The organism is Rhodococcus sp. BP-160 (assembly GCF_019836205.1).
In the GTDB taxonomy this organism is placed as follows: Bacteria; Actinomycetota; Actinomycetes; order Mycobacteriales; family Mycobacteriaceae; genus Rhodococcoides.
Genome location: NZ_JABUEK010000001.1, coordinates 139,658 through 164,711 on the forward strand (window position 1 = coordinate 139,658; position 25,054 = coordinate 164,711).

Genomic DNA, 25,054 nt, shown 5'->3' on the forward strand with positions numbered 1-25,054 from the left:
CTCGGGTCGGTCATGCGGTGACCGGGAAGGCCGGAGGCCGGTCGTTGTCGGGGACCGGGAAGGCCGGAGGCCGGTCGTTGTCGGGGACGGGATCCGCTCGGTGCAGCCAGTCGCAGAGGCCGTCGACGACGCCCACGCAGCTACCGCAACCGGTGGTGGCGCGGGTCTTCTCGGCCATGGCCTCGGGGGTGTGGGCACCGCCGCGCCACGCGCTGACCAAGTGCTTCTTGGTGACGGTGTTGCAGCGGCAGATCACGGCTGCGTCGGGCATGGTCGACGGGTTGGCGCTCTCGGTGGGTCCACCGACGAGGTGCCCGAGCAGCAGGGTCATACGGTCGACGGGGACGAGCGATCCGCCGTCGAAGTACTGGCTGAGCGTTCCGACGACTTCCGGGTTGCCGAGCATCACCGCGCCGACCAGGCGGTCCTTGCGGACGACGACCTTCGCGTACCGGCCGCGGGTGGGGTCGCTCATGACGAGGACCTCGGACTCGGTGTCGTTCGGGTCGACGTCGATCTCGCCCATCGAGGCGAGGTCGACGTCGTGCGCCTTGAGGCGGGTGATCTGCGCGGTGCCGTGGTACTCGGCGCGGGACGCGCTGCCGCACAGCTGGTCCGCGACCACCCCGGCCATCTCCCAGGCGGGCTGGACCAGGCCGTAGACCTCACCGCGGTGCTGGGCGCACTCGCCGATCGCGCGGATGTGCGGGTCGGAGGTGCGCAGGTCGTCGTCGACGACGACAGCGCGGTCGACGTCGAGCCCGGCCGCGACGGCGAGGTCGATGTTCGGACGGATCCCGGCCGCGACGACGACCAGGTCGGCGGGCAACGCGCTGCCGTCGGACAACACGAGTTCGCGCGTGCCGTCGGGCGCGGTACGCAGAGCCTCGGCCCGAGCGCCCAGCGCCACGTCCATCCCCAGCTCTCGCAACACTCGGGTCAGCACGGCGCCGCCACCGCCGTCCATCTGCTTCTCCATCGGATACGCGCGGGGGTGGACGATGGTGACGTCCGATCCGCGCATGAGGGCGCCGCGTGCGGCTTCGATGCCGAGAAGCCCGGCGCCGATCACGACGACGCGGGAACCGGGTCCCGTTGCTGCGGTGATGGCGTCGCAGTCGGCGAGAGTGCGGAACGCCACCACACCGTCCGCGGGGTGACCGTCCGCGTCGGTCATGCCGGGCGCGGGCGGCAGGAAGGACCGCGAGCCGGTGGCGAGGACGAGCGTGTCGTAGGTGTCCGTGGACCCGTCCGAGCGCGTGATCGTGCGGCGCTCGCGATCGATCGACGTGACCGCGACCCCGATGTGCGTCTCCAGACCGTTGCGCTCGCACCAGTTCTCGGGCTTGATTCGAGTGTCCCTCGGGGTCAGGTGCCCGGCGACCACGTTGGAGAGCAGGATGCGGTTGTACGCGGCGTGATTCTCGTCGCCGTAGACGACCACCTGGACGCGGGCCGCATCCGCGTCGCGTCGGTGGATCTCCTCCTGCAACCGGGCACCGGCGAGGCCGTTCCCGACCACGACGACGCGATGAGGTGCACTCATGCCGTCTCCCCGTCCGTCGCGCCGACCAGGTGCGCGGCGACGCGCACCGCGCAGACCTTGAATTCGGGCATCCGGCTGGTGGGATCGAGTGCCGGGTTGGTCACGAGGTTGGCGCGCGCCGCATCGGCGAAGTGGAACGGCAGGAACACCGTGTCGAGCCGCATCGACGCGTCGCACCGCACGCGGGCGACGACCGTTCCGCGGCGCGAGACGACGTCCGCGTCGTCGCCGTCCTCGAGCCCCGCGCGACCGGCGGTGTCCGGGTGGACCTGGACGAACATCGGGCCTGCCGCCTCCGACAGGGACGGTACGCGCCGGGTCTGCGCACCGGACTGGTAGTGCGTGAGCACCCGCCCCGTCGTCGCGAGGAGAGGAAAGTCGGCGTCGGTGGTTTCTGCGGGCCCGACCTGGTCGACCGTGACGAAACGCGCTCGCCCGGTACGTGTCTCGAAACGATCGAGGAACAGTCTCGGTGTGCCGCCGTGCGTCTCCGACGGTACCGGCCAATGCAGCGCCTCCCCGGCGTCGAGACGCTCGTAGGTCACGCCCGAGTAGTCGGCGATGCCACCGCGGGACGCTCGGCGCAACTCCTCGAACACCGTCCGTGCGTCGCGGGGGAAGCGGTCGGCGGGCTGGCCCAGGCGAACGGCGAGATCGGCGAGGATGTCGAGCTCCCCGCGCGCGCCCTCGGGAGCGTCCACGGCCCTGCGCCGGCGCAGGATGCGGCCCTCGAGGGAGGTCATGGTGCCCTCCTCCTCGGCCCACTGCAGCGTCGGCAGCACCACGTCGGCCATTGCGGCAGTCTCGGAGAGCACGAAATCGGTGACGACGAGCATCTCGAGTGAGGCGAGCCGATCGACGACGTGACCGGCCCGCGGGGCCGAGACGGCGATGTTCGAGCCGTGCACCATGAGCGCGCGGGGACCACCGGGGGTGCCGAGGGCGTCGAGCAGTTCGTAGGCGCTCAGTCCCGCACCCGGGAGTGCGGACTGCTCGATACCCCAGAGGGCGGAGATGTGTTCACGCGCTGCGGGATCGGTGATCTTGCGGTATCCGGGAAGCTGGTCCGCCTTCTGCCCGTGCTCGCGTCCGCCCTGTCCGTTGCCCTGGCCGGTGATGCAGCCGTATCCGGTTCCGTGTCGTCCGCACAGCCCCAGCACGAGAGAGAGTCCGATGACGGCCGAGACCGTGTCGGTTCCGGACGCGTGCTGTTCGGCTCCACGGGCGGTGAGCACGTAGGCGCCCGTACCCGCGTCCCGTGACTGCGCCAGCAACCGCACCGTCTCCCGCAGGCGAGCGACGGGAACGCCGGTGACGCGCTCGGTCCGCTCCGGCCACCACTGCGCCGCCGCCGTCCAGAACTCGTCGAAACCCTCGGTGCGTGAGTCGATGTAGTCGCGATCGGCGTACCCCTCGACCACCGCCAGATGCACCAGGCCCAGCGCGAGTGCCAGGTCGGTGCCCGGCGACAGTTGCAGGTGCACTCCGCCGGCGGACAGCGCCCGGTCCACCGTCGCGGTGCGCCGTGGGTCGGCGACGATGAGCCCGCCCGCGTCGGCGGCGGTCCGGAGATGCTGCACGAAGGGGGGCATCGTCTCCGCGACGTTGCCGCCCAGCACCAGCACGGCCCGCGCGGAACCGATGTCCGCCAACGGGAACGGCAGTCCTCGGTCGATTCCGAACGACTTGTTGCCGGCGGCCGCGGCCGACGACATGCAGAACCGCCCGTTGTAGTCGATGTTCGACGTGCCCAGCGCGACACGGGCGAACTTGCCGAGCATGTAGGACTTCTCGTTGGTCAGCCCGCCCGCCCCGAAGATCCCGACCGCGTCGGCGCCGTGCTCGGCCCGGACGCGTCGAAGCGTCGTGGCCACCGCGTCGAGTGCGGCGTCCCAGGTCGTGGGGACGAGTTCCCCGTCGACACGCACCAGTGGTGTGGTGAGCCTGCCGGGCACTCGCAGCACCTCGGCGGCGGTCCACCCCTTCTGGCAGAGACCACCCTTGTTGGTCGGGAACTGGCGGGCCTCGATCCCGGCGCTCGCTGCATCCGTGCCGGTGACGGTCATCGCGCACTGCAGCCCGCAGTACGGGCAGTGCGTCGCCGTTCCTGCTCGGATGGCCGGTGGCCGAAGGGTCTCCGGCACGGATGCAGCGACGGTCATACGGTGACCACGTCCTGCTCGTTCGCGGTACGCGCGCCGGATCGGCGGAGGTACACGGCCCACGTGGCCGCGGCGCAGAGGACGTAGAAGACGAGGAAGACCCAGAAGGCGGACGTCGCCGACTTCTCCGCGCCCGAGTACGACGCGCGCAGGACCAGGTTGATGCCCACTCCACCGAGCGCGCCGATCGCACCGGCGATACCGATGAGCGCACCGGACATCCGGCGGGACCACGCGGCCTGCTCGGTGGCCGACATCCCCACCAGCAACGTCGACTTCGACGCGAAGATCGCCGGGATCATCTTGTAGACGGAGCCGTTACCGAGCCCCGAGAGCACGAACAGCAGGATGAAGCCGACGACGTAGAACACCATCATCGATCCGGTCGCCGCTCCGGCCGTGGCGTCGTCCGTCATCGACGTCGCGACGAGGATGCCGGCGGAGAAGATCATCGCGACGAAGGTGTACATCGTGATGCGGCCGCCGCCGACGCGGTCGGCGAACTTGCCGCCGATCGGTCGGGACAGGGAACCGAGGAGCGGGCCGATGAACGCGATCTGAGCGGCGTGCAGGGAGGCCTGTGCCTGCATGGCCGGGGTGACCGCGCCCCCGTCGGCCAGACCGGCGAGGAAGTTGATCTGCAGGATCTGCCCGAACGCGAAGCTGTAGCCGATGAACGACCCGAACGTGCCGATGTAGAGGAACGCGATCCACCACGAGTCGGAGAAGCGCAGCACGTCGATCATGGAGCGGCCGTTGGTCTTCTGGTTGTCCAGGTTGTCCATGTACAGGGCCGCGCCCACGGCGGCGACCGCGATCAGGACGAGGTAGACGGCGCACACGATCTCGGGTGCGGTGTTGCCCACCGTCGCGATGACGAGGAGCCCGATGAGTTGGATGACGGGGACACCGATGTTGCCGCCGCCTGCATTCAGTCCGAGAGCCCACCCCTTCTCACGCTGGGGATAGAAGGCGTTGATGTTGGTCATCGAGGAGGCGAAGTTGCCGCCGCCCAGTCCCGCGAACGCGGCCACGACGAGATACGTCGTGTACGAGGCGGGATTCATCATGAAGTACAACGTCAGCACGGTCGGGATCAGCAGCACGAGGGCGCTGAAGATCGTCCAGTTGCGGCCGCCGAACTTCGCGGTGGCGAACGTGTACGGGATTCGCAGGATGGCGCCGACCAATGTCGGCACGGCCACCAGGAAGAACTTCCCGGCCGGGTCGATGCCGTACTGCGCCATCGGCATGAAGAGCACCATCACGGACCAGATGGACCAGATGGAGAAGCCGACGTGCTCCGCGACGACGGACCAGATCAGGTTGCGGCGGGCGATGTGCTTGCCGCCGGCCTCCCAGGCCTCGACGTCCTCCGCGTCCCAGTTCGTGATGTGGTGCTTACGAGCGACTGCACCGGGGGCACCGGTGGGCGCCGTGGCAGCGCCGGTATCCGACAAGCTGGTCACGAGTGGCCTCCTGATCTCTGGGGAAGCCCAAAGATAGGAAAACCATGTTGCGGGGGCGCTGCACGCTGTGACCCGTGCGTGAACTTGACCTCACGTCCGTGTTTCCGGGTTGGTGAGGGTCTGCTTCGTGAGGGTCAGGGTCGCGACTGAGCCTGGCGGACGGGCCCGTCCTCGAGGACGCGCGGACGGCAGGCGGCCTTGGCGGCGACCAGCAGCACGGCGATGCCGCACGTGAGGAACGCGAACGACCACTCCCAGCCCCCGGTGTTCTCGTGCAGCACACCGAAGAGAATGGGGCCGGCGCAGGCGATCGTGTACCCGACTCCCTGCGTGAAGCCGGACAGGGATGCCGAGCCGACGGCCGTGCGCGTGCGCAGATTGATGAGCGTGAGCGACATCGGGAACGTCGTCGGACCTGCACCGACCAACACCAGCCACAGCACCGTGCCCGTCGCGGGCGCCCACAGCAGGCCGGCGAAGCCTGCGAGATAGCAGACCGCGCAGCCGATGACGATGGGATAGGGGTCGACCATCCGACTGGTGAAGGACGGCGCGAGCAGGGAACCCGCGAGACCGACCGCGGCGAACACCCCGAGCGAGGCACCGGCGGCACCCTCGCTGATGCCGGCCTCGACCAGGAGGGAGGGCAGCCACGTCAGCATCGAGTACGTGACCATGGACGTCATCGCGAACATGCCGGCCATCCCCCAGCCGAGCGAGGTGCGCCAGACCGGGACGGGCGGCGCCACCGGCTGGGCCGACGGCTCGGTGAGCGGCCCGTCGAGCTCGGCCTCCACGGCGGCGTCCTGCGCCGGAGACTCCGCACCGCGCACCGCGGGGGCGGCGGGGCGAGTGCGTCGCGTCAGCACGATGGCCGTCCACGGCACCACGGCGGCGACGGCGGCCACACCCCACATCGCGAGCGACCAGCGCCACCCGACCGCGTCGGCGACGGGGACCGCCGTGAGCGACGGGACGATCGTGCCCAGCTGCAGGAGGCAGATGTAGACGGTGCTCATCATGGCGAGCCGGTCGGAGAAGTAGCGCTTGACCAGCGGCGGGATGACCACGTTGCCGATGCCCATACCGGCCAGGGCGACCGCCGAGAGCAGCGCCAGCGACCCGAGCCCGGGGGCGAACGCCCGCGCGAAGATGCCGACACCGGTCAGAGCCGCCGCGGCGAGTGCCGTCCGTTCGAGTCCGAGACGAGTCGCGATGACCGGGGTGAGCACGCCGAACAGCGCGAACATCGCGGTCGGGAGCATCCCGAGGAGCCCGATGGCGCCGGCGCCGAACCCGAGGTCGTCGCCGATCCGGGGGAACAGCGGCGACACCGAGGTGACCGCTGCCCGAAGTGTGAACGCGGACAGGATGAGTGCCGCGAACACCAACAGCCGTCCCTGCAGTGTCGAGCGTGACCCGGGCTCGGCAGTGGTGGCGGTCGCAGTCATGGGACGAATCATAGGATGATCCGACCTGTCTGGCAAAGGACTACTAGACTGGCCGAGACCGACACCACACGAGAGAAAGACACTGACGTGCAACCCGTACGCCGGCAGAGCCTCATCGGGCAGGTCACCGACCAGTTACGAGGCGAGATCGAGTCCGGGACGTGGGCCGTCGGTACGCGGATACCCACAGAACCGGAGTTGACCGAGCTGACCGGCACGGGACGCAACACCGTTCGCGAGGCCGTCCAGGCGCTGGTGCACGCGGGGATGCTCGAGCGGCGCCAGGGATCGGGCACCTACGTGCTCGCGTCGTCGGAGATGCCGTCGGCCCTCGGCAAGTACTTCTCGTCCGCGCGGCGACGCGACGTCCTGGAGCTGCGGCGGGCGCTCGACATCACCGCGGCCACACTGGCCGCCGAGCGGCGGACCGACGAGGACGTCCGGATGCTCGAGGACACCCTGGCGCATCGGACCGCACTGTGGGACGTCGACCGCACCCGGGCCCTGCATCTCGACGTGTCCCTGCACCGTGCCATCGTCGCGGCCAGCCACAACAGCATCTACCTGGAGGTCTACGACTTCCTGCTCCCCAGTATCGAGGAGACCATCCTCGACCACGACGCCGATTCCGACCGTGCGTTCCACGAGGAGCACGCGGCCCTGGTCCGAGCGGTCGTGTCCGGGGACGCCGACGCGGCGGCCACCGCCGCACGCTGCTTCTTCACCGAGCTCGCCGCGGACGGTGCCGATGATCGGGACACCGGCGCACTGCCGACCGACTAGAGGATCAGGCGCACCAGATCGGCGGTACGGGCCAGACCGGGAAACGCCTCGGCGGTCGAGCGCGGATGCAGAGCGTGCACCGCGAGGCGGAACATCACCGCCCGCAACAACATCTGCGGCCACTCGGGGAGATCCTCCCAGCGGCCGATGAGCCCGTCGTCCGCGCCGCCCCAGGAGAGCGCGTCGACGACCACCACCGCCGCGGCCCACGACGCGGGGCGCCAGTACGGGGTGATGTCGGTGATGCCGGGAGCCTGCACGCCGTCGAACAGCACCGTGCCGAACAGATCTCCGTGCACCAACTGGTCGGGCTCGCGCACCGGCCGACGCAGGGTGGCCAGCTGACCGATCACCTCGACACTGCGCACACCGTCCGGCGACGTCGGCTCCACCGCTCCCCCGGCACGCGCGGAGCGGAACGGAACCTGTTCCCACGCAGCACGATCAGCGGCGACGAACACGTCCACGTCACTCCACGGCGCGACCGGCGCCTGGGTCAGGAACCGCGGCTTCTCGAGCTGCGACGTCGCGACGTGCAGCCGGGTCGCCAGCGAGACGACCTCGTCGTGGCGGGGTTCGGGAACCCCCTCGATGTACGTGTCCGCGCGCCATCCGGACACGACGTAGCGGCCGTCGGTCGACCGCACCGGCCGTGCGAGCCGAACCCCCTCCACCGCAAGGGTTTCGCGCACCTTCGCCGACCAGGCACCGCGGGCGTGATCGGCCACCGGGGACAGGACGACGTCACCGAGACGCCAACCGCCGTCCCAGTCCGCTCCCAGAGCCACCGGCGCGACGTCTCGGAGCCCGAACGTGCCGATGACGTGCTGGGGAGGTTCCGCCGATGTCATGACGGCCACCGTACCGCCGCCGCGGTGCGAGTCCGCAGACCCCGGTGAGCGCGTGTCCCGGCACGCGTGACCGAACCCGGTGTCAGTACGTCGGGACGGTGGGGTCGACGTCGCGCGCCCACGCCTCGAGTCCGCCGCGCAGGTGGTGGACGTCGGCCATGCCGGCGGACCGCAGGACCGCGAGTGCCTCGGCCGAGCGGACACCCGTCTTGCAGTAGAGCACCACCGGCCGGTCCGTCGGCAGCGACGCGACCGCGTCACCGGCCACCACCGTCGGCAGAGGCATCAGCGTTGCGCCGTCGAGGTGCACGATGTCCCACTCGACCGGATCCCGCACGTCGATCAGTGCCACCGGGGCACCGCCGTCCAGCAGCGCGCGCACGGCCGCCGGATCGAGGTCGCCGTCCACCGAGTCCACCGACGGCAGGGGCGAGGCCACACCGCAGGACACCTCGTAGTCCTCCTCCACCTCGGACACCCGCACGCGACCGGGGTCCCGGCGCAGGGTGACCGTGCGGAAGGTCATGGTGCGCGCGTCGTAGACCAGCAGACGCCCGAGCAGCGTGTCGCCCATGCCCGTCACCAGCTTGACGGCCTCGGTCGCCATGATCGAGCCCACGACCCCGCAGAGCACGCCCAGCACGCCGGCCTCCGAACACGACGGCACAGTGCCCGGCGCGGGCGGATCCGGGTAGAGGTCCCGGTAGTCGACGCCGAGACCGCCGGGTGCGGCGTCCCAGAACACGGACACCTGCCCGTCGAAGCGATAGATGGATCCCCACACGTAGGGAATGCCGGCGACGGCGGCCGCGTCGTTGACGAGGTACCGCGTCGCGAAGTTGTCGGTGCCGTCCACCACCAGGTCGTACTGGCGGAAGAGGTTCACCGCGTTGCGGGGCTCGAGCCGGACCTGGTGCAGCCGGACCTCGATGGTGGAGTCCACAGCCCGGATCGACTCGCGGGCGCTGACCGACTTCGGCCGACCGATGTCGGCCTCGCCGTGGATGATCTGTCGCTGCAGGTTGGAGGCGTCCACGTCGTCGAACTCGACGATGCCGAGGGTGCCCACGCCCGCCGAGGCGAGATACAGCAGCACGGGCGAACCCAAGCCGCCGGCACCGATCACCAGGATTCTCGCGTTGCGCAGACGCCGCTGGCCCAGCACTCCGACGTCGGGTAGCAGCAGGTGTCTGCTGTACCGACCGACCTGGTCGCGGCTCAGCTCCGGGCCCGGTTCCACCACCGGGTCGACGATCGTCATGCTCCTCGTACCTCCCCGGTCAGGCCCTGGGGTACGGCCAGGGGTTGAAGCGACAGGTCTTGCCGTCCATCGGCACCACGCCCGCAGGATCGAGTACCGCGATGTCGTCGTTCGCCGTGCCGAAGGTCTGCTGCATCATGATCGGGGCCAGGCCACCGTCGGTCTCGCAGGGCTGGTGCGCCTGGTACCCGATCGCGTGGCCTACCTCGTGGTTGATCTGGTACTGCCGATACGACCCGATGTCGCCCTGGAACGCCACGGCGCCGCGCACCCAGCGCGGCTCGTTGAGCACCACCCTGCCGATACCGGGGTTGTAGCAGGACACCTCGAGCTGGATGTCGTACCCACACGCGTCGCGGATGGTCATCTGCGACGTCAGCGAGACCCGGAAGTCCGGATCACCGGTGTCGACGCGGCGGAAGGCGAAACGCTGATCATTCGTCCAGCTCTTGGGATTGGCGAGAGTCTGGTCGACGAGGCGACCGAACGACTCGTCGCCTCCGAAGCCCGTCGTGTCCACGCCGTCCTCGATCTCGACGGTGTAGGTGAACGTGCGTTCGGTGCCCTGGCCCACCTGGTCGGTGACTCCCGGCACCACGCGCCACGTGCCTGCGCCCTGCACCGCGAACTGACCGCCGTCGGGCAGCTGACCGCTGGACACCGTCGCGGCGAAGTTCCCGTCGGCCTGCGGCGGGACACCGATGATGCCGGTGTCGTCGGTCGTGTTGCTCAGCGCGGGGAATCCGGGTGCCGAGTCCGTCGTGGACGCGGTTCCGGGATCGCGTATCGCGTCGACGACCACGAGTACCGTCACGACCGCGAGGATCGGGATCGCGTAGGCGCGCCAACCGTAGGTCGACGTGAACCGCCCCAGCCGGCTCTGCTTCCGGGCGCTGCGCTCCGGCCGTGCGGCGCGTGTGCGTCCGGGATCGACCGCGGTGGGATCCCACTGGGCGCGCAGAGGCTGATGCGAGCGTCGCGCACGGTCGTCACGCGTCGCAGGCTCTCTCTGCGGTTGCCGTCGGTCACTCACCGATCCAGGTTCTCACACGCGTCTGCGGCCTTCGGTCGGCGCGCCGGGGTATCGTCGTCACGATCCGGAAGAACTTTCATGCCGCGTAGTTCCGATGTCTGAGTGATCCTCGTCCACCGGTGTCGCGGCGGATGGGACACACGAAACACATGACAGACGTCGCCGACCGAAGCTCCTCCGTGGGCGGGACCGGGAGTGGCCGGCGCAGTGCTCGACTGCCCCGTGATGCACGCCGCGCCCAACTCCTCGCCGCTGCCGGGGAGATCTTCGTCGCCCGCGGGTACCACGCCGCGGGGATGGACGAGATCGCGGAATGCGCGGGCGTCAGCAAACCTGTTCTGTACCAGCACTTCCCCGGCAAGCTCGACCTCTACGTCGCGGTGCTGCAGAACTACGTCGACAGCCTCATCTCGGGTCTGCGCCAGGCGCTGCGGTCGACGACGGACAACCACAAGCGCGTCCGGGCCGCCGTGCTCGCGTTCTACGACTTCGTCGACAACGACAGCCAGGGATTCCGCCTGGTGTTCGAGTCGGACCTCATGGGCGATCCTCAGGTGCAGAGCCGCGTCGATCAGGCCACCGAGGCCTGCGTCGACGCCGTGTTCGACCTCGTCAGCCACGACTCCGGACTCGACCCGCACCGCGCCCGCATCCTCGCCGTCGGCCTCGTGGGCGCGAGCCAGTTCACCGCCCGCTACTGGCTCGAGGCGGATCGCCCCATCACCAAGGAGGAAGCGGTGGACACCACCGTCACCCTCGCCTGGGGTGGACTCTCGCACGTCCCCCTGCAGTCCCAGTAGGCGACGCACCCCGGTCTCACGAACCACGACGGCCCCGCACCAGCAGGTGCGGGGCCGTTCCTCGTGCGCGGTGGGCGCGTCGGTCAGGCGGTGCCGGACGACGCGAAACCGACCCGACGACTGTCGGACGGACCGATCTCCACGTACGCGAGCTTGCCCGCGGGCACCAGGAACTTGCGGCCCTTCTCGTCCACCAACGACAGCACACCCTCGCCGCCGAAGGCCTTCGAGACCAGGGTCTCCACCTCGTCGGGCGTCTGCGCGCTGTTGATGACCAATTCCCGTGGGCTGTCCGAAATTCCGATCTTGACCTCCACGGCCGACCTCCGAAACGTTGTCGCGAACCTGCTGTCCACTTCAGGTTAGAGCAGCACCGGCCGCCGGTGAGTGCGTGACGCACACGCCCACAGCGAACACCGACACGAGTCAGACGAGGCCGAGAATCGCCATGCGCTCGGAATGCCGGACCTGCATGCGGTCGAACAGCGCCACGATGCCGTTGAAATCGCCCGACGCCGTCATGACCAGTTCGGTCAGCTCCTCGCGCTGCGCCAGGACGAACTGCGCCTGGGTGATGGCCTCCCCGAGCAGGCGGCGTCCCCAGAGCATCAACCGGTCCTTGTCCGCGGCACTCGCCGCGACACGCGCCACCACCTCGGTGACGACGAACTCCGAGTGGCCCGTCTCGGCGAGCACCTCGCGCACGGTGGCGGCGATGTCGTCCGGGAGGCTGTGCGCGATCTCGCGGTAGAAATCGGCGGCGAGGCCGTCTGCGACGTAGGTCTTGACGAGCACCTCCATCCACGTCGAGGGCAGCGTCGAGGCATGGTAAGCGTCGAGAGCGGCGGCGAAAGGCTCGGTGACCGACAGGACGTCCCGCCCGCGCTCCGCGAGGGCCGCCTCGAGCACCTCGAAGTGGTTCATCTCGGCGGCCGCCATGCTCGCCATGGCGATGCGGTCGCCGAGCGTCGGGGCCATTCGAGCGTCGTCGACCAACCGGTAGAACGCCGAGATCTCGCCGTACGCGAGAACGCCCAGGAGACTGATGATTCCGGGATGATCACCCGGCACGGTTCCCCCGGTCGCAAGGCCCTCGTCGGACCCGGACGGGACGTTCGGAGTGGACCCGCCGTGCTGTGGATCCGAATCTGTTCGCATGGCTGCCGAGACTACCGTCGACACGGCTCGCGCGAGCGGAACCGCGGCGTCGGGTGCCGACCAGGTAGAATAGGTCGCGAGCACGCTCCACCGGTGCCGGCAGCAGGGACCGAGACGGTCCGCACGCCGGCCCGACGCACCGTGGTCACCTCTGTCGGAGGCGATCGCGGCGAGCACCGGGAGCCGTGCTCACGACATTGTGCGCGCACCTGATTCGTGTCTGCCGCCGATCGTGTCGCCGCATCTGCGGCCGACCCCGATCGCGCCTGTCGACGAATCGAGGGTTTCGACACCGGCCGCGGAGCGGCCTGGCCCTCGTCGTGCGTGCGAGGCGAGAGACGAGAAAGGCCGAAACACTGAGCAAGATCACTGTGGACCACGAGACCGACGACGTGGCGGAGACCACCGTCTCGGCCACCCTGGACACCACCCACACTCCCCCGACCTTCGCCGAGCTGGGCGTTCACCCCGAGATCGTCCGTGGGTTGACCGACATCGGCATCGAGCGCACGTTCGCGATCCAGGAACTCACGCTTCCCCTGGCACTCGCGGGCGACGACCTCATCGGCCAGGCCCGCACCGGCATGGGCAAGACATTCGGCTTCGGCGTCCCGCTGCTGCACCGTCTCGCCACCGGTCCGGCCGACGGCTCGGGCACCACGGTCCTGGACGGCACCCCGCGTGCGCTGATCATCGTTCCCACGCGCGAGCTGTGCGTCCAGGTCACCTCCGACCTGGAGAACGCGTCGAAGCACCTGCACTCGGCCAACGGTCGCGTGAAGGTCATGTCGATCTACGGCGGACGGCCCTACGAGGCTCAGATCGAGACCCTGCGGACCGGCGTCGACGTCGTCGTCGGCACCCCCGGACGACTTCTCGACCTGGCCAAACAGGGCCACCTCGTCCTGGGCAAGGTCGGCGTCCTGGTGCTCGACGAGGCCGACGAGATGCTGGACCTGGGCTTCCTCCCCGACATCGAGCGCCTCATGAGCATGGTGCCGGAGAAGCGTCAGACCATGCTGTTCTCGGCGACCATGCCCGGGCCGATCATCACGCTCGCCCGCACGTTCCTCACTCGGCCGACGCACATCCGCGCCGAGGAGGCCGAGTCCTCCGCGATCCACGAGCGCACTGCCCAGCACGTCTACCGGGCACACGCACTGGACAAGGCGGAGATGGTCGCGCGGGTGCTGCAGGCCGAGGGCCGCGGCGCCACGATGATCTTCACGCGCACCAAACGCACTGCCCAGAAGGTCGCCGACGATCTGGCCGAGCGCGGATTCTCCGTCGGCGCCGTCCACGGTGATCTCGGGCAGGTCGCCCGCGAGAAGTCGCTCGCGGCGTTCCGCTCCGGCAAGATCGACGTGCTCGTCGCCACCGACGTCGCGGCGCGCGGTATCGACATCGACGACGTCACCCACGTCATCAACTATCAGTGCCCCGAGGACGAGAAGACGTACGTCCACCGCATCGGACGTACGGGTCGTGCGGGCCGCACCGGTATCGCCGTCACGCTGGTCGACTGGGACGACATCCCCCGCTGGCAGCTGATCGACAAGGCCCTCGGCCTCGACATCCCCGACCCGGTGGAGACGTACTCCAGCTCCGAGCACCTGTACGCGGAGCTGAACATCCCGCACGGCACCACGGGCAGCATCGCGAAGCGGCGCGCCGAGACTCCCGCCGCCGAGAAGACGGACACCCGCTCGAGCCGGAGCGAGAACTCGGACCAGGCGTCGGACGGCGAGGCCACCACCACGTCGCGCCGGAGCCGGTCACGTCGCCGCACCCGCGGCGGGGGCCACGCCGACGCTGCCGCCACCGCGGACAGTTCGGCCACGACAGGTCCCGCCGAGGCGTCCGGTGACGGATCCACGTCGGACAAGCCCCGTCGTCGCCGTCGACGCCGGTCGTCCGCCGGGTCCGCGGCGCACGCCGGTGAGAACGGCGCGTCGGCGGAGGCCTCGTCGTCCGCCGGTACGTCCGACTGACCGTCACGTACCTGACGTGCTCGCTCCCGAACGGCGCACCCGCGTCGACGTGATCGCCGCTGTGGTGATCGTCGTGGTCGTCCTGGTGGGCGCCTCGGTGATCTGGTTCCGCAGCGACGCTCGCGGCACCACGTCCGTGGTCGCCGACGTGCCTCTCACCGCCCCGGCGTCGGCATTGTCGGTACCCGAGTCGTTCTCGGAGATCTGGCGCGCCGACGACACCGGAACCGGGGCACCGACCACCGTCGGCGGAGCCGTCGTCGTCTCCACCGGCGACGCGGTGACCGGACTCGATCCCGCCACCGGCTCGCCGTCCTGGTCCTACACGCGTGACCGGGCCCTCTGCTCGGTCGTGGGGGCGTGGGACGCGGCGGTGGCGGTGTTCCGGGACGGCCGGGGATGCGGCCAGGTCACCGAGCTCGACGGGTCCACCGGAGCGCGCGAGGACCAGCGCACCAACGACGCCGACGACCCGGTCCGGTTGTCGTTCGACGGCACGTACGTGACCGAACTCGGCGCCACGCGCCTCGAACTCTGGCGCTCCGACCTCGTGCGCACACTCGAGTACGGGCGTGTCGACGCCCCGGTCAACCCGCGCAGCCAACCCCGCACCGGATGCGACCTCGTGTCGAGCGCGTCCGCGAGCACCCGCCTCGCCGTGCTGGAACGGTGTCCCGGTGAGGAAGGCCTGCGCCTGACGTCGATGAACCCCGCACCGAAGGACAACACGGTGCCCGACGTGTACGGCTCGACCATCCTGGCCGACGTCCCCGCGGACGCAGCGGCAGCACGCGTCCTCGCGGTGGTCGGGGATCGCCTCGCGGTCTACCTCCCCCCGGCCGGGAGCGAGGTCGCCCGGGTGGCACTCTTCGACGGGTCCGCCAACTTCGTCTCCGCGCAGGCCGTGACTGCCGACGTCACCACACCGTCCGCCGACGCCCTCGCATCCGACATCGTGCGTACCGGTTCCGTCGTCTCCTGGTGGACGGGCGCCGACACCGTCGGCTTCACGCAGTCCGATCTGTCACAGCGCTGGGTTCTCGCCGGAACTCTCGGCGCGGGTGCTGTGATGGCCGGTCAGCTCCTCGTCCCGGTTTCCGGCGGTATCGCGGTGGTGGATCCGGAGAACGGCGTCGCCTCCCGCACGATCGCGGTGGACCGCGGCGAGTACACCGGACCGGTCGCACTGTCCGTCCTCGGCACCAGCGTGTTCGAGCGCCGCGGTGCCGAGACCGTCGCCCTGGGCTGAGCCTCAGGCGTCGGCGTCGTACGTGGCCAGGGGTGCGCCCTCGGTCCAGTGCGCGGCCAGGTTGTCGGCGAGGTCGCGGTACGCCTGAGCGCCCTTGTTCTTACGTCCCGCGATCACCGAGGTGCCGGACGCCGACGCTTCCGCGAACCGCACGGTGCGCGGGATCGGCGGCGCGAGCACCGGGATGTCGTACCGACCGGACACGTCCGCGAGGACGTCACGGCTGTGCGTGGTGCGGGCGTCGTACAGGGTCGCGAGAGCGCCCAGGAGTGTCAGATCGGGGTTGGTGATCTGCTGGACCTCACTGACGGTGCGCAACAGCTGACCCACACCGCGGTGAGCGAGCGTCTCGCACTGCAGCGGGATCAGCACGCTCGTCGCGGCCGTCAGCCCGTTCAGGGTGAGCACGCCCAGTGAGGGCGGGCAGTCCAGCACGATGACGTCGTAGTTCTCGAGGAGGGGCGCGAGGGCGCGTTTGAGGGTGTACTCGCGGCCTGGACGCATGAGCAACAGCGCCTCGGCGCCGGCCAGGTCGATGGTCGCCGGGAGCAGGTCCACACCCTCGTCCGTGCCGAGCACGGCGTCGCCCACGGGAACCCCGGCGGTGAGGACCTCGTGGATCGAGGTCTCCAGCTTGTCGGGGTTGTGCCCCAGCGAGAAGGTCAGACTTCCCTGCGGGTCGAGGTCCACCACGAGTACTCGTCGGCCCAGAGCGACGAGCGCCGCTCCCAGCGATGCCACGGTGGTCGTCTTGGCGACGCCACCCTTCTGGTTGGCCACTGCCAGGATCGTCGTCACAGCACGATCTTGGCATCACTCGGTGTGTCGAGCGACGTTCGGCCCGGCGTGGCGTGATGCCGCACCGGGCCGAACGGGGTGGAACGGAGGCCGAGCTCAGTGCAGCATCGCACCGCGCGCGACGGCGTCACCCTGGTCTGCACGCTGGAACTTCTTGCGCGGCAACAGGAGTGCGGGCACGAAGGTGAACGCGACGATGATCGTGGCCACCAGGAAGGTGCCGCCGAACGCGTCGGCTGCCTGCGCCAGTCCGGCCTGCACGGCATTCGGCCCGATCTGCTCGGCGATCGCCGGGTCACGCTGTGCCGCGATGGCGGGTCCCGCAGCCGCCCGGTCGAGCAGCTGGTTGGTGAGCACCACCGAGATCACGGCCGTACCGATCGACCCGGCCGACTGCTGGATGATGTTCATCAGCGACGAACCGCGGGCGACGGACGCGTCGTCCAACGTCTGGAGCGCGGCGGTCATGATCGGCATCATCGTCGCGCCGAGTCCCAACCCCATGACGAACAGGGCGCCGAGCAGGACGACGTACGAGGTCGAGGATCCCACCTGCGTGAAGACGGCCATGCCCAGCGTCACGAACACCATGCCGGTGATCACGATCTTGCCCGGCCCGATCTTGTCGGCGAGCTGTCCGGCGATGGGCATCGACACCATCGCCCCGAGTCCCTGCGGGGCGAGCAGCAGGCCGGCCATGAGCGTGGTCTCCCCGCGGACCTGCAGGAAGTAGCTCGGGAAGATCAGGCCCGCGCCGAAGAACGCGATGGCGAACAGGCTCATCGCGATCACCGCGACGGACAGGTGACGGTTGGCGAACAGCCGCAGGTCGATCAGCGGGTGCTCGGTCCGCAGGGCGTGGCGCACGAACGCCGCGACCAGGACGAGCCCCACGACGGCGGAGACCAGTACGCGAGCCGACATCACCGTTCCGGTCTCGGGGATCGAGGAGACGCCGAACAGGAAGAGCGCGAGGCCCGGCGACAGCAGCAGCATGCCGACGAAGTCGAAGGACTGCGAGGGCTCGGGTGCGTCCTTCGGGAGGATGACCCACGCGGCCACCAGCGCCACGGCGCCGATGGGCACGTTGATCAGGAAGATCCAGTGCCAGCTCGCCGCGTCGATGAGCCACCCGCCGAGGATCGGGCCCGCGATCGGACCGAGCAGCATCGGTACACCCAGGACGGCCATGACACGACCGATGCGCTCAGGACCGGCGGCGCGGGTCAGGATCGTCATGCCGAGCGGCATGAGCATGCCGCCGCCGAAGCCCTGCAGGACGCGGAACACGATCAGCGACGTGATGTCCCACGCGACGCTGCACAGCATGGATCCGGCGACGAACAGGATCAGCGCCAGGATGTAGAGGCGTTTGGTACCGAACCGGTCCGCGGCCCAGCCGGTCAGCGGGATGACGGTCGCGAGAGCGAGGGTGTAGCCGGTCATGGTCCAGGCGACGTTGGCGTAGGACGTCTGGAACTCGAAGGCGAAGGTCGGCAGCGCCACGCTCACGACGGTCACGTCGAGGATCGACATGATGGCGCCGATGACGATGACGGCGGCGATCTTGAGGACGGCCGCGTCCAGCCCCTGACCGGTGTCGACACCACCCTGCCCGGGGGTGTTCGGGGACCCCTGCGCGCCCTTCTCGGTGCTCTGATCGGTCATGCGGAGTCTCCTGGCTGATCTGTATCCGCCGGCATCGAGGCCGGGTGTCGCGTGATCGGACCAAGGAAGTAAACACCCCACCGGCGGCGATCACCAGCGGATTTCACGAGACCTCCGTCACCGGGACGACCTCCGTCATCGACGCGGCGCGACCCGGGAGCATGATCGATCCATGGCAGACCCCGACCCCCGTGACCCGGCACCCGCATCGTCCGGAGGGTCCGGGACGTCGCCGCGGCGCTCCGACGCCAGACTGGTGTTGATCCGTCACGGTCAGACGGAGTGGGCGGCGAGCGGTCGACACACCGGACGGACGGACATCGCTCTCACCGCCGACGGGGAGGATCAGGCCCGCGCCGCCGGGGACCGCATCGCGGCGCTCGGGCTCGAACGTCCCCTGGTGGTCAGCAGCCCCCGATCGCGGGCGCTGCGGACGGCGGAGCTGGCCGGACTGACCGTCGATCGGGTGTGGGACGCGCTGGTCGAGTGGGACTACGGCGACTACGAGGGTCTGACCACTCCGCAGATCCGGGAGACCGCGCCGCACTGGACCGTGTGGACGCATCCGTCACCGTCCGGCGAGACCATCGACGCCGTGTCCGCACGGGCCGATCTCGTCCTGTCCGTCGTCGTTCCCACCCTCGCCGAGCGCGACGTCGTGCTCGTCGGGCACGGCCACTTCTCCAGGTCGGTCATCGCGCGGTGGGTCGAGCAACCGGTGACAGAGGGAAAGCGCTTCGCGCTGGCGCCCGCCGGCTTCACCGTGCTGGGGTACGAGCACGAGTACCGGCAGATCCACACCCACAACGTGGATCCTCGCCTCGGTTCCTGAGCTGCCCGGCGTCGGTCGGAGAGCCGCTCAGGCGTCGTCGGTCTCGACGTAGTCGTCGGCGAGCCACCTCGTGGCGGGGCCGCTGAACAGACAGACCAGGACGCCGATGACGACGATGCCGAGCAACGAGCCCAGCACGGGCCGCCCGGAATCGGTGAGGAGCGACCAGACCACCGGGAGCAACAACAGCTGCGCGACGATCGCGATGGCGCGGCCCCAGCGGTGCCCGAGGATCAGGGCGATGCCACCGGTGAGCACGGCGCCCCCGAGTGCGGCGAACCAGATCGCGGTGCCGAAACCGTTGATGACGCTCTCGTCGGCGCCGGCGGCGCCGCGGATCACCAGGACGAGTGCCACCACGACCGCCGTGGCGCCCTGCACGGACACCAACAGGCCCGCGGCGCGCACCGGTGCCGGAACACCGGAATCGGGCAGCTTCGGACGCACCAGGCCACCCTAGAGCACACGCGCGAGGTGGCCGACGGTCACGCGCCGGTGGTCGTGAGCCGCCGCCGCTCGCGTCTACTCTGAGTGATCGTGCGAGCCATCCTCATCGTCAACCCGAACGCCACGTCCACCACGGCTGCCGGCCGAGACCTGGTGGCGCATGCGCTCGCGAGCAGGGTGTCGCTCAGAGTGCTCCACACCACGCACCGTGGACACGCGAGCGAACTCGCGACCGAGGCCCGCCGGGCCGGTATCGATCTGGTGATCGTGCACGGCGGCGACGGAACGGTGAACGAGGTGGTGAACGGACTTCTCGGTGTTCCTGCCCCGACCTCCATGCAGTCGGTCACCGTGGGACCCGTGCCGCTGCTGGCGGTCGTCCCGGGCGGATCCGCCAACGTGTTCGCTCGCTCGCTGGGCATCGCGCGGGACCCGGTCGAGGCCACCAACCAGCTCATCGATCTGCTGGAGTCGGGAACGAGCAGGCGTATCGGCCTGGGGCACTGCGACAAGACATGGTTCCTGTTCAACGCCGGCCTCGGATGGGACGCGGACGTGTGCGACGCGATCGATCGAGGCCGCAAGGGCGGCGAGGCGGTCACGCCCTCGCGCTACGTCCGGACCGCGGTCACCACGTTCTTCCGCCGCAAGCGTCGCGACCCGCACCTCACCGTGGAGACCGACACCGGCGAGGCCGTGACGGGCGTTCACTTCGCGTTCGTGACCAACTCCGATCCGTGGACGTTCCTCGACGCACGTCCGGTCCGAACGAACCCCGGCACCTCGTTCGACAGCGGACTCGGCATATTCGCAATGCGATCCACGAAGGTGTTCACGACGTTGCGAGTGGTCGTGCAAATGCTGTCCGGAACGTCCGGTCCGCATTCACGGGCGCTTCTCCGAGAGGACGACGTGAAATGGATTCGCGTGCGTTCGGTGGAACCGACCGGCCTGCAGGTCGACGGCGACTACCTGGGAGAACGCACCGAGGTCGAATTCGCGTCCGCACCGGACGCCCTCGCCGTCGTGGCGCCTTTACCTGGCGATACCCCGTAGGCCAAGCTACTGTGTTTCACATCTCCCGATCCGGGTACCAGACGTCGGGTGTGAAACCAAATCGGGTCCAGTGAGCTTGGCCACCCGCACCGCGTCATCTCTTGACTTCTGCTTGGTTCGTGAAAGCATTCACAAGTAACAGTGCGGAAACATTGGTTGCCGCGCTCGCGAACTGCAGGACAACAAGCCCACGATCCGGACGTGAGTCCAGGATCAGTTATTCGACAGCGCCGTCGTGCGCTCAGTGAGGAGTAAGAGGATGGATTGGCGCCACAAGGCTATCTGTCGCGACGAGGACCCGGAACTGTTCTTCCCGGTGGGAAACAGCGGCCCGGCACTCGCACAGATCGCTGATGCCAAGGTCGTGTGCAACCGGTGCCCCGTCACCGCGGACTGCCTGTCCTGGGCTCTCGAGTCCGGTCAGGACGCGGGCGTCTGGGGCGGCATGAGCGAGGACGAGCGTCGCGCGCTGAAGCGTCGTAACGCGCGTACCCGCGCACGCTCGGCGGTCTGACACAGCTCGCAAGACGCACGCAGGCCCGGCACCGCATGGTGCCGGGCCTTTTGTGTGTCCGACGGGGCAGCCGTATCAGCCGCGTGGTTCTCGGCGTCCGAGCGGGACGCGGAGCTCGGCAGCGGTGCCCCCGTCCGGCCCGGCCGCGACGCTGATGGTGCCGCCCAACTCCACCGTGACGAGTGTCGAGACGATCTGCAGTCCCAGCCGGTCGGACGCCGACGCGTCGAAGTCGTCGGAGACTCCACGGCCGTCGTCGCGCACGGTGACCTCCAGCATGCGCGAGGACCGTCGGGACTCGATGGTCACACGGCCTCGCGCACCCGGATCGAACCCGTGCTCGAGCGAGTTCTGGACCAGCTCGGTGAGCACCATGACCAGCGGGGTCGCCCGTTCGGCCGGGAACACGCCCAGGCTGCCCTCGCGACCGACGGTGACGTCCGCGGACAGCGAGCCGATGTCGACCATGACGGGAACCAGGCGGTCGACCACCTCGTCCAGGTCGACGACCTCGTCCACCGACGTCGACAGCACGTCGTGGACGAGGGCGATGGAGGTGACCCGGCGGACCGACTCGCTCAGCGCGACCTTGGCCTCGTCGTTGTCGGTCCGGCGAGCTTGCAGACGCAGGAGAGCAGCGACGGTCTGCAGGTTGTTCTTGACCCGGTGATGGATCTCGCGGATGGTCGCGTCCTTGCTCAGCAGCGCGCGATCGCGACGCTTCACCTCGGTGACGTCCCGGACCAGCACCAGAGCGCCCACGGACGTGCCGGCCGGGCGCAGCGGAACCGTGCGCAGCAGCACGGTGGCACCGCGAGCGTCCACCTCCATCCGTCGTCCCCCGGCGGACGTGACGGCCGCTCCGATGGTGGCGGCGATCTCCTCCGCGTCGAAGGGATCGGTGACGAGCGACCGGGTCGACGCAGCGAGGTCGTGGCCGGGGAGGTCTGCTGTCAACCCCATCCGGTGGTAGGCGGACACCGCGTTGGGGCTCGCGTAGGTGACCATGCCGGCGGTGTCGAGGCGGATGAACCCGTCGCCGACGCGTGGGCTCGAGTTGACGTCAGTCTTCTCGGACGGCGAGGGGAACGACCCCTCCGCGATCATGTCGGAGAGGTGGTGGGCGCAGTCGCGGTACGCGGCCTCCAGCAAGCTCGGCGGTCGGCCGGAGACCGGCGCGGAGTCACGCGTCAGCACGGCGACCACGCGGCCGTCGACGCGCACGGGAACGGCGTCGTGGGGCGGACCCTGATCGTCGGGGAGGCGACCTCCGCCGCGCACGATCGACGCCGTGCGCAGGCACTCCGCGACCTCGGGATGTTCGGTCTCCCCGACCACCGCACCGACCGTGTCCGACGGAATCACCGTGGGGGCCGTCGTCGGACGACACTGCGCGACGCACACCACCGTCGCCGTGTCCGACGACGTCACCGCACGCGATCCGGGATGGTCGACGGGCACCCAGAGCAGCAGGTCCGCGAAGGAGATGTCCGCGAGGATCTGCCACTCCCCCACGACGCGTTGCAGATGATCGACCGCCGTACCCGGCAGGTCGGTGTGCTCGGCGAGCATCTCGGACAGCGTGGACACGACGAATCACCCTGTCCCGGTGCGGCGTCGGCTGATCAGAGTGGTGACCGGATCAGGAGATGACGGCGATCAGGTCGCCCTGCTGGATGACGTCACCCACGGCGACTCCGATGGACGTCACGGTGCCCGCGGACTCGGCGAGCACGGGAATCTCCATCTTCATCGACTCGAGCACCACCACGGCGTCGCCCTCGTTCACGTGATCACCCTCGGCGACGACGATCTGGAACACCGTCGACACCATCTCGGCTCGGACGTCCTCGGCCATCACGGTCCCCCTGTTCCGTTCCGCTCGTCTGCACGCGCGTGTCGACTCGTTCGGTGAACGGACCACGCCGGAGGCACGGCCGCTCGTCGTACAGCCAACCACACGTGAGAAACTGGGTGGAACAGGAAGGAGATCCACCATGGGCAAGCGAGGACGCAAGAAGCGCAGCCGTAAGGGAAATGCAGCCAACCACGGCAAGCGCCCCAACAGCTGATCACGAGCACCACACGACGAAGGGCCGGGACGCACAGCGTCCCGGCCCTTCGTCGTGTAGGCGGTCAGTCCTCGGTGGCGGTGATGGTCACCGACCGCCGGATCTCCAGCGTCAGGCGCTCCCGCAGGCCTTCCGGAGCCCGCTCGCCGCCGCACTTGCGGCCGACCAGAGACTTGATCTTCTCCTCGATGCCGTACTGCGCGAGGCACGAACCGCAACTGTCGAGGTGACGCTGCACGCGCTGCCTGCTGGCCTCGTCGCACTCGTTGTCGAGCAACGTCCACACGTCGGCGATGACGGCCGAGCAGTCCAGGTCCTCGAACTCGTTGCCGCTCATCGTGCTACCTCCTCGGTCGCCGCGGCGGACCGGTTGAATCCACGGTCGCGAGCGACCTCCGCCAGTTCGTTGCGCAGTTGCTTGCGGCCGCGGTGCAACCGCGACATCACGGTGCCGATGGGCGTGCCCATGATCTCGGCGATCTCCTTGTACGGGAATCCCTCGACGTCGGCGTAGTACACCGCCATGCGGAACTCCTCGGGCAGCGCCTGCAGCGCCGCCTTGATGTCGTCGTCGGGCAGGGCGTCCAGCGCCTCGACCTCGGCCGACCGTAGACCGGTGGACGAGTGCTCAGCGGTGGCCGCGAGCTGCCAGTCGGTGATCTCGTCCGTCGGGTACTGCGCCGGCTGGCGCTGCTTCTTCCGGTACGAGTTGATGTAGGTGTTGGTCAGGATCCGGTAGAGCCACGCCTTGAGGTTCGTGCCCTCGCGGAAGCTCTTGAACGCCGTGTACGCCTTGACGTACGTCTCCTGGACCAGGTCCTCGGCATCGGACGGGTTCCGCGTCATCCGCAGGGCCGCGCCGTACAGCTGGTCGAGCAGCGGGAGCGCGTCACGCTCGAACCGCGCCGTCAGATCCGCAGCGTTCTCCCGCGAGCGGATGCCGTCCTCTGTCTCGAGGATCGCAGGATCGACGGCGCCCGTCGTGGTGCCGGTCTCGGTCTGTGGCTGATCCGTCACGCTGGCCCCTCTCGTGTGCCCCGCGGCGACCGCCCCGTCCTCCGAGGTGTCGACCTCGGACGTCCGGGAACCGGTGAGCTCACCGTGGTCGTCCGGACTCCACTTTACCGATGGGATCACCACCACATTCGTCAGCGTCGCCGAGAGCCTCTCGGCTCCGGAGCGCTCCGGTGCAACGACGTTCACACGCCCTCCTCCGTCGAGCGGCGGCGCACAGTGCGCGCCGTCCTGATGCTGCGTGCAACAGCCGTGGCCGCCGTCGTGTTCCCCCCGCTGCCGGACCGTCTCCGCGAGTACGGCCAGAATGTCGTGTACCAGCAGCCGATCACGACGTTCTCGACGTACTCGCGGGGCGGGGGATCACGGTGGGAAGGGACCACGACGCCATGGCCGGAACGGCTACTCCCGCGACGACGATGCTGACGCGTCTCGGAATCGAGTTCACCGTCCACACCTACGAGCACGACCGCGGCACCGAGCAGTACGGCGACGAGGCGGTCGACGCACTGTCCGCCGGCCTCGGTGTGTCGGCGGATCGGGTGTTCAAGACCCTGGTCGTGTCGACGGGCTCCTCGTTGGCGGTCGCGGTTCTTCCCGTGCCGGACATGCTCGCCCTGAAGTCCGTCGCCGCCGCCCTCGGGGCGAGCAAGGTGTCGATGGCCGATCCCGCAGCCGTGCGCCGGTCGACGGGCTACGTCCTGGGGGGCGTCTCCCCGCTCGGTCAGCGCACGCCCCTGCCCACGGTCGTCGACACGTCGGCACTCGGGCACTCGACCCTCTTCTGCAGCGGCGGTCGGCGCGGTCTGGAGATCGAACTCTCCGCACAGGATCTCGTCCGGGCGACCGCCGCGACCGTCGCGGACATCCGACGCGCGTCCGCCAGTGAGAGACTGTGA

At 69.4% G+C, this 25,054-nt stretch carries 25 protein-coding genes; 9 read left to right on the top strand and 16 right to left on the bottom strand.

Annotated features, from left to right (window positions below):
- Window positions 1–10: 10 nt before the first annotated feature.
- From HQ306_RS00635 to HQ306_RS00650, 4 genes are all read right to left on the bottom strand, one after another.
- Complete coding sequence (locus tag HQ306_RS00635) at window positions 11–1,546, bottom strand: FAD-dependent oxidoreductase (RefSeq protein ID WP_222627092.1); 1,536 nt, start codon at window positions 1,544–1,546, stop codon at window positions 11–13.
- Window positions 1,543–3,708 carry a molybdopterin oxidoreductase family protein gene (locus HQ306_RS00640; protein ID WP_222627094.1) on the bottom strand — a complete coding sequence of 722 codons (2,166 nt, stop codon included), beginning with the start codon at window positions 3,706–3,708 and terminating at the stop codon, window positions 1,543–1,545. Before HQ306_RS00640 ends, HQ306_RS00635 begins: the two co-directional genes overlap by 4 nt.
- On the bottom strand, window positions 3,705–5,177 hold the full coding sequence (locus HQ306_RS00645) for a nitrate/nitrite transporter (protein ID WP_373425225.1): 1,473 nt from the start codon (window positions 5,175–5,177) through the stop codon (window positions 3,705–3,707). Before HQ306_RS00645 ends, HQ306_RS00640 begins: the two co-directional genes overlap by 4 nt.
- A 134-nt stretch (window positions 5,178–5,311) precedes the next feature.
- Window positions 5,312–6,628 (bottom strand): MFS transporter, encoded by a 1,317-nt coding sequence (locus HQ306_RS00650; RefSeq protein WP_222627096.1) that lies wholly within the window; start codon window positions 6,626–6,628, stop codon window positions 5,312–5,314.
- Window positions 6,629–6,715: 87 nt separating this feature from the next.
- Here HQ306_RS00650 and HQ306_RS00655 point away from each other — a divergent pair, with 87 nt between their 5' ends.
- Window positions 6,716–7,411: a FadR/GntR family transcriptional regulator gene (locus tag HQ306_RS00655; RefSeq protein WP_037186716.1), complete on the top strand. Its 696-nt coding sequence runs from the start codon at window positions 6,716–6,718 to the stop codon at window positions 7,409–7,411.
- Here HQ306_RS00655 and HQ306_RS00660 read toward each other — a convergent pair.
- The 3 genes from HQ306_RS00660 to HQ306_RS00670 all read right to left on the bottom strand — a co-directional run bounded on the left by HQ306_RS00660 (window position 7,408) and on the right by HQ306_RS00670 (window position 10,556).
- Window positions 7,408–8,262 carry a TIGR02569 family protein gene (locus HQ306_RS00660; protein WP_222627098.1) on the bottom strand — a complete coding sequence of 285 codons (855 nt, stop codon included), beginning with the start codon at window positions 8,260–8,262 and terminating at the stop codon, window positions 7,408–7,410. The two genes, HQ306_RS00655 and HQ306_RS00660, sit on opposite strands and share 4 nt — an antisense overlap.
- Before the next feature lie 82 nt (window positions 8,263–8,344).
- Window positions 8,345–9,523: a molybdopterin-synthase adenylyltransferase MoeB gene (moeB, locus tag HQ306_RS00665; RefSeq protein ID WP_222627100.1), complete on the bottom strand. Its 1,179-nt coding sequence runs from the start codon at window positions 9,521–9,523 to the stop codon at window positions 8,345–8,347.
- Between the two features lie 19 nt (window positions 9,524–9,542).
- Complete coding sequence (locus HQ306_RS00670; RefSeq protein ID WP_222627102.1) at window positions 9,543–10,556, bottom strand: DUF3152 domain-containing protein; 1,014 nt, start codon at window positions 10,554–10,556, stop codon at window positions 9,543–9,545.
- A gap of 149 nt (window positions 10,557–10,705) precedes the next feature.
- On the opposite strand from HQ306_RS00670, the gene HQ306_RS00675 reads away from it, so the two are divergent.
- Window positions 10,706–11,356 carry a TetR/AcrR family transcriptional regulator gene (locus HQ306_RS00675; RefSeq protein ID WP_027506843.1) on the top strand — a complete coding sequence of 217 codons (651 nt, stop codon included), beginning with the start codon at window positions 10,706–10,708 and terminating at the stop codon, window positions 11,354–11,356.
- 83 nt (window positions 11,357–11,439) lie between these two features.
- Here HQ306_RS00675 and HQ306_RS00680 read toward each other — a convergent pair whose 3' ends face one another.
- Both HQ306_RS00680 and HQ306_RS00685 read right to left on the bottom strand, forming a co-directional pair.
- A complete protein-coding gene (locus tag HQ306_RS00680; RefSeq protein ID WP_027506844.1) occupies window positions 11,440–11,673 on the bottom strand; it encodes a DUF3107 domain-containing protein in 234 nt (77 codons plus the stop codon).
- Window positions 11,674–11,782: 109 nt separating this feature from the next.
- A complete protein-coding gene (locus HQ306_RS00685) occupies window positions 11,783–12,514 on the bottom strand; it encodes a ferritin-like fold-containing protein (RefSeq protein WP_051613614.1) in 732 nt (243 codons plus the stop codon).
- A 320-nt stretch (window positions 12,515–12,834) separates the two neighbouring features.
- Between HQ306_RS00685 and HQ306_RS00690 the strand changes: the two genes are divergently transcribed.
- Both HQ306_RS00690 and HQ306_RS00695 read left to right on the top strand, forming a co-directional pair.
- On the top strand, window positions 12,835–14,505 hold the full coding sequence (locus tag HQ306_RS00690; RefSeq protein WP_037186721.1) for a DEAD/DEAH box helicase: 1,671 nt from the start codon (window positions 12,835–12,837) through the stop codon (window positions 14,503–14,505).
- A gap of 16 nt (window positions 14,506–14,521) precedes the next feature.
- Window positions 14,522–15,754 carry a PQQ-binding-like beta-propeller repeat protein gene (locus tag HQ306_RS00695; RefSeq protein ID WP_222627104.1) on the top strand — a complete coding sequence of 411 codons (1,233 nt, stop codon included), beginning with the start codon at window positions 14,522–14,524 and terminating at the stop codon, window positions 15,752–15,754.
- A gap of 3 nt (window positions 15,755–15,757) precedes the next feature.
- Here HQ306_RS00695 and HQ306_RS00700 read toward each other — a convergent pair whose 3' ends face one another.
- On the bottom strand, window positions 15,758–16,552 hold the full coding sequence (locus HQ306_RS00700; RefSeq protein WP_222627106.1) for a ParA family protein: 795 nt from the start codon (window positions 16,550–16,552) through the stop codon (window positions 15,758–15,760).
- 96 nt (window positions 16,553–16,648) lie between these two features.
- Window positions 16,649–18,220, bottom strand: coding sequence for a DHA2 family efflux MFS transporter permease subunit (locus HQ306_RS00705; RefSeq protein ID WP_081821425.1), 1,572 nt, complete (start codon window positions 18,218–18,220; stop codon window positions 16,649–16,651).
- A gap of 172 nt (window positions 18,221–18,392) precedes the next feature.
- Here HQ306_RS00705 and HQ306_RS00710 point away from each other — a divergent pair, with 172 nt between their 5' ends.
- Window positions 18,393–19,052 carry an acid phosphatase gene (locus HQ306_RS00710; protein ID WP_081821426.1) on the top strand — a complete coding sequence of 220 codons (660 nt, stop codon included), beginning with the start codon at window positions 18,393–18,395 and terminating at the stop codon, window positions 19,050–19,052.
- Between the two features lie 27 nt (window positions 19,053–19,079).
- On the opposite strand, the gene HQ306_RS00715 is transcribed toward HQ306_RS00710, so the two are convergent.
- Window positions 19,080–19,502: a hypothetical protein gene (locus HQ306_RS00715; protein WP_027506850.1), complete on the bottom strand. Its 423-nt coding sequence runs from the start codon at window positions 19,500–19,502 to the stop codon at window positions 19,080–19,082.
- Between the two features lie 87 nt (window positions 19,503–19,589).
- Between HQ306_RS00715 and HQ306_RS00720 the strand changes: the two genes are divergently transcribed.
- Window positions 19,590–20,555 carry a diacylglycerol kinase family protein gene (locus HQ306_RS00720; RefSeq protein WP_027506851.1) on the top strand — a complete coding sequence of 322 codons (966 nt, stop codon included), beginning with the start codon at window positions 19,590–19,592 and terminating at the stop codon, window positions 20,553–20,555.
- Window positions 20,556–20,814: 259 nt separating this feature from the next.
- Entirely contained in the window at window positions 20,815–21,069 is a 255-nt protein-coding gene (locus HQ306_RS00725; protein WP_027506852.1) for a WhiB family transcriptional regulator, read from the top strand.
- A gap of 75 nt (window positions 21,070–21,144) precedes the next feature.
- On the opposite strand, the gene HQ306_RS00730 is transcribed toward HQ306_RS00725, so the two are convergent.
- Complete coding sequence (locus HQ306_RS00730) at window positions 21,145–22,659, bottom strand: sensor histidine kinase (RefSeq protein ID WP_222627108.1); 1,515 nt, start codon at window positions 22,657–22,659, stop codon at window positions 21,145–21,147.
- A 52-nt stretch (window positions 22,660–22,711) separates the two neighbouring features.
- Entirely contained in the window at window positions 22,712–22,927 is a 216-nt protein-coding gene (locus tag HQ306_RS00735) for a biotin/lipoyl-binding carrier protein (RefSeq protein ID WP_027506854.1), read from the bottom strand.
- Between the two features lie 139 nt (window positions 22,928–23,066).
- Between HQ306_RS00735 and HQ306_RS22720 the strand changes: the two genes are divergently transcribed.
- Entirely contained in the window at window positions 23,067–23,141 is a 75-nt protein-coding gene (locus HQ306_RS22720; RefSeq protein ID WP_110293457.1) for a 50S ribosomal protein bL37, read from the top strand.
- A 64-nt stretch (window positions 23,142–23,205) separates the two neighbouring features.
- Here HQ306_RS22720 and rsrA read toward each other — a convergent pair whose 3' ends face one another.
- Window positions 23,206–23,478: a mycothiol system anti-sigma-R factor gene (gene rsrA / locus HQ306_RS00740; RefSeq protein ID WP_027506855.1), complete on the bottom strand. Its 273-nt coding sequence runs from the start codon at window positions 23,476–23,478 to the stop codon at window positions 23,206–23,208.
- Entirely contained in the window at window positions 23,475–24,101 is a 627-nt protein-coding gene (locus HQ306_RS00745; protein ID WP_037186858.1) for a sigma-70 family RNA polymerase sigma factor, read from the bottom strand. The genes rsrA and HQ306_RS00745 overlap by 4 nt, the downstream gene beginning before the upstream one ends.
- A 443-nt stretch (window positions 24,102–24,544) precedes the next feature.
- On the opposite strand from HQ306_RS00745, the gene HQ306_RS00750 reads away from it, so the two are divergent.
- Entirely contained in the window at window positions 24,545–25,054 is a 510-nt protein-coding gene (locus HQ306_RS00750) for an aminoacyl-tRNA deacylase (protein WP_222627110.1), read from the top strand.